Raw genomic sequence first — 12791 nt, forward strand, 5'->3', positions numbered from 1 at the left:
GCCCGCCGCGGCCATGTCCAGCAACGTCGGCGGCATGGGCGCGCACTGGACGGCGGCCTGCCCGCGTCCCGGCGGCAGCGAGCGGATCGGGTTCCTGCCGGATCTGGACGACCTGCTCGACGAGGCCGAACGGCTGCTCGCGGTGTCCGCGCACGCCTTCGACGACGCGCCCTTCGCCGCCGAGGTCCGCAAACGGCTGGCCGCGGCCTTCGACCCGGGCCGGAGCGAGGAGCGGCGGGTGTGGCCGATGCCGCTGGCCGTGCGGTGCGCTCCGGACGGCTCGCTGACCTGGTCCGGGGCCGACGTCGTGTTCGGCGAGGCGACCCGGCGCAACGAGCGGCACACGCTGTTCCCGGAAGCACTGGTGACGCGCGTGCTCGTGGCGGACGGGCGGGCCGCCGGTGTGCTCGTCCGCGACCTGCGGGACGGTGGCGAGCACGAGGTCCGCGCCGCGCGGGTCGTGGTGGCCGCGGACGCGCTGCGGACCCCGCAGCTGCTGTGGGCGTCCGGGGTGCGGCCGCCCGCGCTCGGGCGGTACCTCAACGACCAGCCGCAGGTGGTGTTCGCGGTGCGGCTGCGCGATGCCGGATCCCTGGAGACCGATCCCCGGGGCCGGTCCCGGATCGTGCGGCAGAGCGGGGTGAGCTGGGTGCCGTTCACCGACGCCGAACCCTTCCACGGCCAGGTGATGCAGCTCGACGCGTCCCCGGTGCCGCTCGCGCCGGACGACGTGCCCGCGCCCGGATCGATCGTCGGGCTGGGCTGGTTCTGCGCCAAGGACGTGCGGGCCGCGGACCGCGTCGCGTTCGACGACACCGCACGCGACGGCTACGGCATGCCCGCGATGCGCATCCACTACCGGCTCACCTCGCGGGACGAGGCCGCGCTGGAGGCCGCCCGCGCCGCCGTGCGCCGGGCCGCGTCGGCGCTCGGCGACCCGCTGGACGAGGAGCCGATCACGCTCCCGCCCGGATCTTCCCTGCACTACCAGGGGACTGTCCGGATGGGACGGTCCGATGACGGGACGTCCGTGTGCGACCCGTCGTCGCGGGTGTGGGGTGTCGACGGCCTGCACGTGGCCGGCAACGGCGTCATCCCCACCGCGACCGCCTGCAACCCGACGCTGACCTCGGTGGCGCTGGCCGTCGCCGGCGCCCGGCACATCGCCCGCACCCTACCGGCAGGAGCCTGACGTGGACATCAGCAAGATCGCGACGGTCGTCCCGGTGACCGACCTGCCCGGCGCGGTGGCCGTGTGGTCGCGGCTGCTGGGCGCGGAACCGGCGTTCGTCGACGGCGACCGGTGGGCCCAGTTCGACGTGGCCGGGGCGCGGGTCGCGCTGTCCGGGACCGACAGCGTGACGTCCCGGCCCGCGTTGCTGCTGCGGGTCCCCGACCTGGCCGCCGCCCGAGCCGAGGCCGCGGCAGCGGGCCTGAAGACCGGCGAGGTCGAGGAAGGCCCGCACGAGCTGCGGTGTCTGGTGTGGACGGCGGAGGGCACCGAGATCGTGCTGCACAGCGCGAAGGCGGGCTGACCCCACCCGTTCGTGGGCATGTGGGCCACCGCGACCGGCGACGTCCGCGACCGCGTGCTCCACCACGAGCACCTCGTCCTCTGCCGGGAAGGGTGACCCGCTCGCCCGGGTTACCCTGGCCGCATGAAGAGGACGTCGTTCGCGAACTGGCCGTGCTCGATCGCCCGCACCGTCGACCTGCTGGGCGACGCGTGGACGCCCCTGGTGCTGCGCGAGGCCTTCTACGGCGTCCGCCGGTTCGACGACTTCCAGCAGTCGCTGGGCATCGCCCGCAACACGCTCACCGACCGGCTGCGCCGGCTCGTCGAGCAGGGGCTGCTGGAGCGGCGGCCCTACCAGGACGAGCCGCGCCGCCACGAGTACCTGCTCACCGAGAAGGGGCGGGACTTCTTCGGCGTGCTGGCCGCGTTGTCCCGGTGGGGCGACCGGTGGCTCGCCGGTGACGAGGGCGCGCCGATCACCTTCCACCACGAGCCGTGCGGCCACGACACCCACGCCGAGGTCGTCTGTGCGCGGTGCGGCGAGCCGCTGCGCGCCGACGACACCCGGATGCGGCTCGGCCCCGGGTTCCCGGAGCGGCTCCGGAGCAGGCCGGACGTGCGCGACAGGTTCTTGACAGGCTGAGTCTTATTACGCAACTCTAGTGGCCGGACCCCGCGACGAGGAGGACGGCCGCGATGGAGTGGACGGGCGCGCGCTACGCGGACACGCCGACGGTGGAGGTGCGCACCTGGATCGACGCGCCGCCCGAGCGGGTGTGGGCGCTGGTCTCCGACATCGGGCTGATGCCGGAGATGAGCGACGAGTTGCAGTCCGTCGACTGGCTCGACGGCGCCACCGGCCCCGCGCCCGGCGCCCGGTTCGTCGGGCGCAGCAAGCACGAGGCGTTCGGGGAGTGGGTGACCACGTCGGAGATCGTCGAATTCGAGCCGGGCCGGGTGTTCGCCTGGGCGGTCGGGGACCCGGACGAGCCCAGCGCGACCTGGCGGTTCCGGGTGGAACCGCGGGACGGCGGCACGGAGCTGTCGCAGTGGATGCGCCTGGGGCCGGGGCGGTCCGGGTTGTCCGTGGCGATCGACCGGATGCCGGACAAGGAACAGAAGATCGTCTTCGTGCGGCTGCGCGAGTTCGAGCGCAACATGACCGCGACGCTGGAGTGCCTGAAGAAGCGGGCGGAGGCCTGATGCGCACCGCGACGACCGTCGAAGCGTCGAGCGGCTTCGGCGAGGTCGCGGATTTCGTGGTGGAGGCGGAGAAACTCGGCCTCGACATCTGCTGGGTCGCCGAGGCGTGGGGCTCCGACGGCCCGTCCGCGCTCGGCTACTTCGCCGCGCGCACCGAACGGATGCTGCTCGGGTCCGGCGTCATGCAGGTCGGCACCCGGACGCCGGTGGCGGTGGCGCAGAGCGCGATCACACTGTCCAATCTGTCCGGTGGACGGTTCGTGCTGGGGCTGGGCGCGTCCGGGCCGCAGGTGATCGAGGGCCTGCACGGGGTGCCGTTCGCGCGGCCGCTGGCCCGGGTGCGGGAGACCGTGGAGATCGTGTGCCGGGTGATCGAGGGCGGCAAGATCTCCTACTCCGGCACGGAGTTCCGGATTCCGCTGCCGGGCGGGGAGGCGGTGCCGATGCGGCTGTCGATGCGCGCCGAGCACGAGATCCCGGTCTACCTGGCGACCCTGTCCCCGGCGATGCTGCGGCTGACCGGCGAGATCGCCGACGGGTGGCTGGGCACCAGTTTCGTGCCCGAGGGTGCGGGTGAGGCGTATTTCGCGCACCTGGACGAGGGGCTGGCGCGGAGCGGGCGCACCCGCGCGGATCTGGACGTGTGCCAGGGCGCGGAGGTGGCGTTCGCGCCGGACGAGGACGCGCTGCGGGCGATGGTGGCCGGCCGGAAGAAGGAGCTGGCGTTCAGCCTGGGTGGGATGGGTTCGGCGTCGGCCAACTTCTACAACCGGGCCTACAGCAGGCAGGGCTGGGCCGAGGTGGCGGCCGAGGTGCGGCAGCGGTGGCAGGCCGGGGACCGCGACGGGGCGGCCGCACTGGTGACCGACGAGATGGTCCTCGGCACGACGCTCATCGGCACCGAACCGATGGTGCGCGACCGGTTGCGTGTCTGGCGGGACGCGGGCGTGGACACGGTGCGCCTGTACCCGGCGGGGGACACCCTGGAGGCGCGCCTGGCAACCCTGGCCCGGGCGATCGAGCTGGTGCGTTCGGTGTGAGGTTTCGCTTGCAGCGAAAGGGCTTTTGTTGGCTCGGCCTTGCTGTCGCCCGGTCGCTGTTGGTCTAGCTTCTCTGGCAGAGGCGATCGAGCTGGTGCGTTCGGTGTGAGGTTTCGCTTGCAGCGAAAGGGCTTTCCCCATCGTCGCCCCGGTGTCTAGGGTGGACGTTGGGGGTGGTCATGGAAACTCTGACCGGAAGTGCCGCTGGGGTCCCGTACACGGCGTTGCCGCCGGCCGTCGACGGTCCCGCGCCGTTGATCGTCACCTGGCACATGCTCGACGCGCCCCGCACGGACGCGGCGTTCGCGGCCGCGCTGCCGATGCGCGGGGTGCCGGCGTGGCGGGTGCACCTGGGCATGCCGATGTGCGGCGCGCGGATGGTCGACGGCCGGGTCGACGCGGTCGTCGAACTCGCCCGGCGGGATGCGTTGCTGGCGTTCCTGGCGCCGTTCGCCCGGCAGGCGGCCGAGGAGTTCCCGGCCGCGTTGGAGGCGCTGCGCCGTCAGTTGCCGGTCGACGACGGTCCGGTGAGCGTGCTCGGCGCCTCACTGGGTGGGGCGGTGGCGCTGAACGTGCTTGCCACGCAAGCGGTCCCGGTCCGCGCGGCGGCGCTCGTCAACCCCGCGGTGCGGCTGCGATCGGTGGTCCCGCTGACCGACGGGCTCGCCGGACACCCGTACCACTGGACCGAGGAGGCGCACCGGGTGGCGGAGGAGTTCGACTTCGTCGCCCGCGCCGGAGAGATCACGGCCGACTTGCCGCTGCTGGTCGTCAGCGGGGAGCGGGACCACCCCGTCCTGCGCGCGGACGCCACCGCGCTGGTCGGGGAGCTGCGCGCCCACTCTGGTGGGGCCGAGCTGGTCACGGTGCCGGAGCTGGCGCACCCGCTGGCCGAGGAACCGGGCCTGGACCCGGCACCGCAGCTACCCACGGCCGAGTCGGTGGACGAGATCCTGACGAGGTGGTTCTCCCGGCAGCTCACGAACTGAAAAGCCGCCCGACGGGATCCCGGCCGAGCAACGCACCACCCATGAAGCACGGTTCCCGCCGGCCCGGAAGGCGCCGGCCCGGAAGACGGTGGTCCGGAAGGCGCCGGCCCCCAGGAGCAACGGCGGGGCCGGCATCCCGCACCTCGGCTGCCCACGTCGTGGGGCCGAAACGGGCGCCCCCGACCGGCGGCGGCAGGTGAGCAGCGCGCGGTTCGGGCCCGCGGCGCGGGCCGCCCGGCAGGCGAGCAGCGTGCACCCCGGCGCTGGCTCGCTCCGGAGCACCCCGCCAGCGGGCGCCCCAGGCGCACCGTCCGGCGATCACTGCTCCCAGGTCACCAGCAGCCGCTCCGGGCCGCGGGTCGACAGGCCCTCCTTCCAGTCCACTCCGGACTCGCCGTCGGCGAGGCGCAGGTCCGGCAGCCGGCGCAGCAGCGTGTCCAGCGCGACCTGCAGCTCCATCCGCGCCAGTGGCGCGCCCAGGCAATGGTGCACCCCGTGCCCGAAGCCGATGTGCGAGGTGTCCTCCCGGCGCAGATCGAGCACGTCCGCATCGGGGAAAACGCTTTCGTCCCGGTTCGCCGACGCCAGCGCGGGCAGCACGGCCTCCCCGGCGCGCACCAGCACCCCACCCAGCTCGATGTCCTCCGTCGCGTACCGGGCGATGCCCGCGCCGATCCCCAGCGGCACGAACCGCATCAGCTCCTCGACCGCCTTCGGCACCAGGCTCAGGTCCGCGCGCAGCATCGCGAGCTGGTCCGGGTGCGTCAGCAGCGTGTAGACGAAGTTGGGGATCTGCGACGCGGTCGTCTCGTGCCCGGCGATCAGCAGCGCCATCGCGAGCCGGACCAGTTCCTCTTCGGACAGGCGATCCTCGTTGTCCCGCGCGGCGACCAGGCCGCTGAGCAGATCGTCGCGCGGCTCGGCGCGGCGCTGGGCGATCAGGCCCTCCAGGTAGGCGTGCATCTTCCCCGCGCAGTCGGCCACCTCCTCCGGCGGGAACCTCGTCGTGGACAGGAACGCGTCCGACCAGTACCGGAAATCCCCGCGGTCCGCGTACGGGACGCCCAGCAGCTCGCAGATCACGGTCACCGGCACGGGCAGCGCGAACGCCTCCACCAGATCGGCGGGCGGGCCGGCGGCCAGCATCCCGTCGACCAGCTCGTCGGCGATCTGCCGCACCCGCGGCCGCAGCTGCTCGATGCGCCGCACCGTGAACGCCTTCGTGACCAGGCGGCGCAGGCGGCTGTGGTCCGGCGGATCCATGCTCAGGATGCTGCCGGGCAGCGAGGGTTGCGGCCGCATCCGCGGCTCGTCGTGCTCCAGGCTCGCCGCGCGGCTGAACCGCGGGTCGCCGAGGACGACCTTCACGTCCTCGTAACGGGTGGCGAGCCAGCCCGGCTCGCCGTAGGGCAGCCGGACCCGGCTCAGCGGCTGGTTCGCACGCAGCTCGGCGAACATCGGCTCCACCTCCAGCCGTTCCGGCGTGCTGAACGGGTAGTTCCGGGGCTCCGCGGTGGTCATCACCAACTCCTCGGCAGTCAACTTCGCCCGAAATATTCCGACATGTGGTGTTTTTCCAACACCTGTTGGAGTCAATGAGACTGATCCGGTGTCCGCGCCGCAAGTACCCGATCGCCGCAGCCGCCGGTCACGCTCCGCGCTCGAGGCCGCGCTGCTGGAGCTGATCGCCGAGCGCGACCTCACCCAGATCTCGGTGTCCGACCTGACCAAACGCGCGGACGTGAACCGTTCCACGTTCTACGAGCACTACGCCGACGTGCACGACCTGGCGGCCGCCGCGTGCACGGACATGTTCGACGAGCTGGTCGCCGCGGCGCACGTGCTGCTGCCGAACGAGGACCCCGCGCCGATCGCGGCGCTGGCGCGGATCTTCGAGCACGTCGCCGCGCACGCCCGGCTGTACGGCGCGTTGCTCGCCGGCAGCGCCCGGGTGATCAACCACCTGCACCACCGCCTCGCCATCGCGATCCACGTGCACCTGACCGGCACCGGAGCGCCCACCCACGCCGACGACCCGGCGGAGATCCCGCACGACCCGGCCGCGGCGCTGCTGGCGGACGCGCTGCTGGGGACGGTGATGGACTGGCTGCGCCGGGGCTGCCCCGGCACAGCGGAGGGCATCGCGGCGGAGATCTGGCCGCACCTGGTGGCGGCGGGATCGGCCGGCCGCTGACTCACGGTCCACTGTGGACTTCGGCGGCGGAGTGTGGCGCCGTGGGTGTTTCGCGGTCATGATGCTCGTTCACCGTTTTCACTGGGGGAGCGTGAAATGGGTGGATACGAGGTAGATCCCGGCGCGCTCGAATCGGGGATCGGCCAGGTCGTCGAACCGGCGATCGGCCTCGCGCGGGAGCTGATCGCGCGGCTGGAGCAGTTCGCCCAGCTCGACCGGAACCACCTGACGGGCCTGGGTGCCCTGTCCGGGCCGGCACTCGACACGGTGTGCCGGATCGCGGGTGCCCACTACGAGCAGGTCGCGGCCGAGTCCGGGCGGGCGCAGCGCGATCCGGTCCAGACGCTGGAGATGTTCCGCGAGAGCCTGCGGCAGGTCGTCGCGCGCTACCAGGGCGCGGAAGAGCAGCACGGGGAGCGGTTGCACAGCCTGGCCCGGTCGTCGCGGACGCCGCGCCGGACTGGCTTCCCGGCTGGGCCATCGCCACCAAACCGCTGGAGGGCTACGACTTCTACACCTTCTTCGATCCGGCCGCCGCGCTGTCCGGGCAGGACCTGGACACGATCGCCGCGGTCTACGACATCGTCGGCGGGGTCTGGACTCCGCCGACGACGGCATGGAGGCGTTCCAGTCCGGGATGGCGCAGGTGCTCGGTGATCCCCACGCTCAGACCGGCCGCCTCCACCTGCTTGCTCACCTGCGCGAAGCCGTCGGCGCACGCGGTCATCAGATCCACGAGGCCGCGCCGCGCCTCTTCGATGATGGTGGAGTAGGCGACGAGCACCTGGGCGAGCACGAGCAGGCTGTCCCGTTGCCCCTCGGAGTGCTCACCGCGATCACCGGCGCGGTCGTCACGGTGGCCACGGGCGGCGCGGCGCTGCCGGCGTTCGCCACGGCCGTGCTCGCGGCCGGCGACGAGGCCGGCAAACAGGCGGTCGCGCTCGACGGCGTCTCCTACGCTTCCGTGGCCGACACCTTCCTCGCCAAGTCCGCCGACCTCGTCGGCCAGACCGCCGCCGCGATCCGGGCCAACGTGGTCCCCCGGCTCGAGCAGGCGCGCAGGCGATCCCCCGAATCCCGCCGATGCCGACCGGGCTCGGCGACCCCGGGGAGTTCCACCCGCGGTCCGCCCCGGCGGAGCCCTCCGGCGTGGCCGCGCCCGCCGGGCCGATCCAGGCGCGCCTGAACGGCTGAGCAACGCCCCGGTGGCACCGGTCGTGGGCCTGCCGCGGCGTGGCGACACCGCGACCGCGGTTAAGGTGGCCGGGTGAGTGCGACCCTCCAGGCGAAGGACCTGACCGCGGCACACGGGCACCGCACCCTTTTCGCCGGCCTCGACCTGGTCGTCGCGCCGGGGGAGGTCGTGGGGCTGGTCGGCGTCAACGGGGCCGGCAAGTCCACGCTGCTGCGGATCCTCGCCGGGGTGGACAAGCCCGAGGCCGGCGAGGTCCGGCTCACCCCGCCGGGCGCGACCGTCGGCTACCTGCCCCAGGAACCGGAGCGCAGGCCGGGGGAGTCGGTGCGCGAGTTCCTCGCCCGGCGCACCTCCGTCGCCGCCGCGCAGGCCGAGCTGGACGCGGCGACCGAGGCCCTGACCGCGGGCGCCGACGGGGCCGACGACCGCTACGCCGCCGCGCTCGACCGGTGGCTGGTCCTGGGCGGCGCGGACCTCGACCACCGGGCCGAGGAGGTCGCCGTGGACCTGGGGCTCTCGGTCGGCCTCGACCAGCCGATGACGTCGCTGTCCGGCGGGCAGGCCGCCCGCGCCGGGCTGGCCTCGCTGCTGCTCAGCCGCTACGACGTGTTCCTCCTCGACGAGCCCACCAACGACCTCGACCTGGACGGCCTGGCCCGGCTGGAGCGGTTCGTCACCGGGCTGCGCGCGGCGACCGTGCTGGTCAGCCACGACCGGGAGTTCCTCGCCCGGACCGTCGACCAGGTGCTGGAGCTGGACCTGCCGCAACAGCAGGTGCGGCTCTACGGCGGCGGGTACGAGTCGTACCTGGAGGAGCGCGCCGTGGCGCGGCGGCACGCGCGGGAGAACTACGAGGAGTACGCGGCGACGCGCGCGGCGCTGGAGACGCGGGCGCGCACGCAGCGGGCGTGGATGGAGAAGGGCGTCCGCAACGCGCGGCGCAAGGCCGGGGACAACGACAAGGCCGGCCGCAAGTTCCGCGCCGAGTCCACCGAGAAGCAGGCCGCGAAGGCTCGCCAGACCGACCGGATGATCGAGCGGCTGGAGGCCGTCGAGGAGCCGCGCAAGGAGTGGGAGCTGCGGATGGAGATCGCCGCGGCGCCGCGGGCGGGCGCGGTCGTGGCGGCGCTGCGGGGAGCCGTGGTGCGGCGCGGCGGGTTCACGCTCGGGCCGGTCGACCTGCAGATCGACTGGGCCGACCGGGTGGCGATCACCGGGGCGAACGGGGCCGGGAAGTCGACGCTGCTGGCGGCGCTGCTCGGCCGCGTCGAGCTGGACACCGGGGTGGCGTCGCTGGGGTCCGGGGTGCAGGTCGGCGAGGTCGACCAGGCGCGGCGGCTGTTCCTCGGCGACCTGCCGCTGGCCGAGGCGTTCGCGCGGGAGGTCCCGGAGCTGGCCGACGCCGACGTCCGGACGCTGCTGGCGAAGTTCGGCCTGGCGGCGGCGCACGTGCTCCGGCCCGCGGCGACGCTGTCCCCGGGCGAGCGGACGCGGGCGGCGCTGGCGTTGCTGCAGGCGCGCGGGGTGAACCTGCTGGTGCTCGACGAGCCGACCAACCACCTCGACCTCCCGGCGATCGAGCAGCTGGAGTCCGCATTGGACGGTTACCCGGGCACCCTGCTGCTGGTGACGCACGACCGGCGCATGCTGGAGGCGGTCTCCGTGACCCGGCGGCTGGAGGTCACGGAGGGCAAGGTGACGGAGCTCTGAGCCGGTCGGGCTCGGGCTGAGGACCCGGCGCGCGCCCGGGGCAGGTGCACGTCGGCGGCCGGGTGGAGGGCGAGGCCGCCGAGGTGCCACCTGGTCTCGGTCGCATCTGGCGCGGGCTGGTCCCGCGCGGTTGGCCGTGTGCTCGGGGCAGGTGTGCGCGGCGGGTGGAGGACGGCACGGTCGCCGAGATCCGCGCCGATCGGGCTCGGGCGTGGCGGCCGGGTGCGGGGCTCGCCTGCTCGGGGCAGGTGCAGGCCGGTGACTGGAGGCTGGCCCGGTCGTCGAGGGCTGCGCCCGCTGGGCTCGGGCGTTGCGGCGCCCACGGCCCGCCGCCTGGTCGGCGCACTGGCCGGCCGGGCCCGGTAGCCGGGCGAGCCCGCCTCACACCCACGGCCCGCCGCGCGCCCGCCGCGCCCGAGGCGCATCGCGGGCTGAAACATCCGCTTCGCGCTCTGTTCATCCGGATGACCGGCCCGCTCCACCGGCGGCGGTTAGACAGTGTCCGTGCCGATCACTCCATCAGGTGAGTTCCACCGCCGCCGGTTCCTGGCTTCCGTGTCCGCCGTCGCCGGGGCTGCCGCGCTGTCCCAGCTGCCCGTCGGCCCCGCGGCCGCCGCGCCCCGGCCGGGCGGTGGCGAGTACCCCTTCAAACTGGGCGTCGCCAGCGGGGAACCGGCCCCGACCGGCGCCGTGCTGTGGACGCGGCTGGTGCCGGAGCCGTTCACGCCGGGCGGTGGCATGCCGCCCAAGGCCGCGCCGGTCGACTGGGAGGTCGCCGCCGACGAGCGGTTCACCCGCGTCGCCGCGCGGGGGAGCACCTGGGCGCTGCCGCAGCTGGCCCACTCGGTGCACGTCGAGGCACGCGGCCTCGCGCCCGACCGCGAGTACTTCTACCGGTTCCGCTACCGCCACGACATCTCCCCGGTCGGCCGCACCCGCACCACCCCCGCGCCGGGCTCCCCAGGCGGCACGCTCGGCTTCGCGTTCGCCTCCTGCCAGTCGTGGGACAGCGGCTACTACCCCTCCTACCGCCACATGGCGCAGGAGGACCTCGACCTCGTCCTGCACCTCGGCGACTACGTGTACGAGGGCGGCATCCCGGCCGACGGCGGCTACCGCAAGGTGACCACCCCGGACGTGCTGCGCACCGTGCCGCAGGACCTGGAGCGCTGGCGCATGCAGTACGCGCTCTACAAGAGCGACCCCGACCTGCAGCTCGCGCACGCGCGCTTCCCGTGGCTGGTGGTGTGGGACGACCACGAGGTCAAGAACGACTACGCCAGCACCCGGCAGGAACACGCCGGCGACATCGCCGCCCTGCGCGCCGCCGCCTACCAGGCCTGGTACGAACACCAGCCGGTGCGCCCGCCCGCGAACCCGGCGTCGGCGGGCGGCCCGCGGATCTACCGCCGCCTGCACTGGGGCGGGCTCGCGCAGATCGACATGCTCGACGGCAGGCAGTACCGCGACGTCCCGCCGTGCGGCTGGGGCGAGGCCGACGCGTGCCCGGCCGCCTACGACCCGTCGGTCACCATGCTCGGCGCGACCCAGGAACGGTGGCTCTACGAGGGTTTCGCCGCGTCCCGCGCGCGCTGGAACATCCTGGGCAACAACGTCATGCTCGCCCGCCTCGACCACGACGGCCCCGGCGGCTCCCGGCTGTGGCACGACGCGTGGGACGGCTTCCCCGCCGCCCGCAAGCGCCTGACCGACGCGTGGCAGCAGCACGACGTGCGCAACCCGGTCGTCGTCACGGGCGACTGGCACTCCACGTTCGTCAACGACATCCACGCCGACTTCGACCGTCCAGGCTCGCCGGTGATCGGCACCGAGATCGTCGGCACCTCGATCTCGTCCAATGGGGACGGTGCGGTGTACGGGCCGTACTACGGGCCGATGATCCAGTACAACCCGCACATCAAGTTCTTCGACGGCGACCGCCGCGGCTACGTGCGCTGCCGGGTCGGCAAGAAGGAGTTCCGCAGCGACCTGCGGATGGTCTCCACGGTGAGCCGCGCCGACGCGCCGGAATCCACCGTGGCCTCGTTCGTGGTCGAGGACGGCCGTCCCGGCGCGGTCCGGGTCTGAGGGAAGGAAACCGATGAAACGACTGCTGGTGCTGATCTTCGCCCTGGTGGTGGCCGGTGGCGCGCTGCCGGCCGCGGCGGCGTCGCGGGTGCAGCCGCTCGAGCACGCCCACGCCCACAACGACTACGAGCACGACCGCCCGCTGGCCGACGCCCTCGGCCACGGGTTCACCTCCGTCGAGGCGGACGTGTGGCTGGTGGACGGCGAGCTGCGGGTGGCGCACGACCTGGTCGACGCCCGGCCCGGCCGGACCCTGACCAGCCTGTACCTCGAACCGCTGGCCGAGCGGGTGCGCGCCCACGGCGGCCGGGTGTACCCGCGGTGGCGCGAGTCGTTCCAGCTGCTGATCGACATCAAGAGCGACGGCCCGTCGGCCTACCAGGCGGTGGACGCGGCGCTGCGTGAGTTCCGGTTCATGCTCACCCGGTGGACCGGCGGGCGCGAGCACGACGGCGCCGTCGAAGTGGTCATCAGCGGCAACCGGCCACGCGCGGAAATGCTGGCGCAGCGCACCCGTTTCGCGGGTTACGACGGGCGCTTGGGCGACCTCGGCACCGGGACGCCGGCCACGTTCATGCCGCTGGTGAGCGACAACTGGGCCAACGCCTTCACGTGGCGGGGCGTGGGCCCGATGCCGGCGGCCGAGCGCGCCAAGCTGCAGGGCATCGTCGCGCAGGCGCACGCCGCCGGGTACCGGGTCCGGTTCTGGGCCACCCCCGACACCCCGGGCGCCGCGCGGGAGGCCGTGTGGCGGGAACTGCTGGCCGCCGGGGTGGACCACATCAACACCGACGACCTGGCCGGCCTGCGGGACTTCCTGCTGACCCACGACCCGGCCGAGCGCCGGGCGGCGTGA

At 73.8% G+C, this 12791-nt stretch carries 14 protein-coding genes; 11 read left to right on the forward strand and 3 right to left on the reverse strand.

Annotation, left to right across the window (positions count from 1 at the left end; genetic code table 11):
* The first annotated feature begins 13 nt into the window (after positions 1-13).
* The 6 genes from D0D15_RS03775 (at position 14) to D0D15_RS03800 (ending at position 4748) form a co-directional block, all read left to right on the forward strand.
* On the forward strand, positions 14-1192 hold the full coding sequence (locus D0D15_RS03775) for a GMC oxidoreductase (RefSeq protein ID WP_208646162.1): 1179 nt from the start codon (positions 14-16) through the stop codon (positions 1190-1192).
* Position 1193: 1 nt separating this feature from the next.
* Entirely contained in the window at positions 1194-1535 is a 342-nt protein-coding gene (locus D0D15_RS03780) for a VOC family protein (RefSeq protein ID WP_094005100.1), read from the forward strand.
* 123 nt (positions 1536-1658) lie between these two features.
* Positions 1659-2159 carry a winged helix-turn-helix transcriptional regulator gene (locus D0D15_RS03785; protein ID WP_094005099.1) on the forward strand — a complete coding sequence of 167 codons (501 nt, stop codon included), beginning with the start codon at positions 1659-1661 and terminating at the stop codon, positions 2157-2159.
* Between the two features lie 53 nt (positions 2160-2212).
* Positions 2213-2719 (forward strand): SRPBCC family protein, encoded by a 507-nt coding sequence (locus D0D15_RS03790; protein ID WP_094005098.1) that lies wholly within the window; start codon positions 2213-2215, stop codon positions 2717-2719.
* Entirely contained in the window at positions 2719-3759 is a 1041-nt protein-coding gene (locus D0D15_RS03795) for an LLM class flavin-dependent oxidoreductase (RefSeq protein ID WP_094005097.1), read from the forward strand. The genes D0D15_RS03790 and D0D15_RS03795 overlap by 1 nt, the downstream gene beginning before the upstream one ends.
* Before the next feature lie 179 nt (positions 3760-3938).
* Positions 3939-4748 (forward strand): alpha/beta hydrolase family protein, encoded by an 810-nt coding sequence (locus D0D15_RS03800; protein WP_115944241.1) that lies wholly within the window; start codon positions 3939-3941, stop codon positions 4746-4748.
* 318 nt (positions 4749-5066) lie between these two features.
* On the opposite strand, the gene D0D15_RS03805 is transcribed toward D0D15_RS03800, so the two are convergent.
* Complete coding sequence (locus D0D15_RS03805) at positions 5067-6269, reverse strand: cytochrome P450 (protein ID WP_094005095.1); 1203 nt, start codon at positions 6267-6269, stop codon at positions 5067-5069.
* 88 nt (positions 6270-6357) lie between these two features.
* On the opposite strand from D0D15_RS03805, the gene D0D15_RS03810 reads away from it, so the two are divergent.
* A complete protein-coding gene (locus tag D0D15_RS03810; RefSeq protein WP_094005094.1) occupies positions 6358-6942 on the forward strand; it encodes a TetR/AcrR family transcriptional regulator in 585 nt (194 codons plus the stop codon).
* Between the two features lie 78 nt (positions 6943-7020).
* On the opposite strand, the gene D0D15_RS03815 is transcribed toward D0D15_RS03810, so the two are convergent.
* Together D0D15_RS03815 and D0D15_RS03820 are read right to left on the reverse strand one after the other, a co-directional pair.
* On the reverse strand, positions 7021-7353 hold the full coding sequence (locus D0D15_RS03815; protein WP_143266183.1) for a hypothetical protein: 333 nt from the start codon (positions 7351-7353) through the stop codon (positions 7021-7023).
* A 163-nt stretch (positions 7354-7516) separates the two neighbouring features.
* Entirely contained in the window at positions 7517-7738 is a 222-nt protein-coding gene (locus D0D15_RS03820; RefSeq protein WP_094005092.1) for a hypothetical protein, read from the reverse strand.
* A 15-nt stretch (positions 7739-7753) separates the two neighbouring features.
* On the opposite strand from D0D15_RS03820, the gene D0D15_RS03825 reads away from it, so the two are divergent.
* From D0D15_RS03825 to D0D15_RS03840, 4 genes are all read left to right on the forward strand, one after another.
* Positions 7754-8128 carry a hypothetical protein gene (locus D0D15_RS03825; protein ID WP_143266182.1) on the forward strand — a complete coding sequence of 125 codons (375 nt, stop codon included), beginning with the start codon at positions 7754-7756 and terminating at the stop codon, positions 8126-8128.
* A gap of 81 nt (positions 8129-8209) precedes the next feature.
* Positions 8210-9847 carry an ABC-F family ATP-binding cassette domain-containing protein gene (locus D0D15_RS03830; RefSeq protein WP_094005090.1) on the forward strand — a complete coding sequence of 546 codons (1638 nt, stop codon included), beginning with the start codon at positions 8210-8212 and terminating at the stop codon, positions 9845-9847.
* Positions 9848-10345: 498 nt separating this feature from the next.
* Positions 10346-11935: an alkaline phosphatase D family protein gene (locus D0D15_RS03835; protein WP_198958198.1), complete on the forward strand. Its 1590-nt coding sequence runs from the start codon at positions 10346-10348 to the stop codon at positions 11933-11935.
* A gap of 13 nt (positions 11936-11948) precedes the next feature.
* Positions 11949-12791 carry a phosphatidylinositol-specific phospholipase C/glycerophosphodiester phosphodiesterase family protein gene (locus tag D0D15_RS03840; RefSeq protein ID WP_094005089.1) on the forward strand — a complete coding sequence of 281 codons (843 nt, stop codon included), beginning with the start codon at positions 11949-11951 and terminating at the stop codon, positions 12789-12791.

The sequence above is a fragment of the Amycolatopsis thermalba genome, assembly GCF_003385215.1.
In the GTDB taxonomy this organism is placed as follows: domain Bacteria; phylum Actinomycetota; class Actinomycetes; order Mycobacteriales; family Pseudonocardiaceae; genus Amycolatopsis_E; species Amycolatopsis_E thermalba.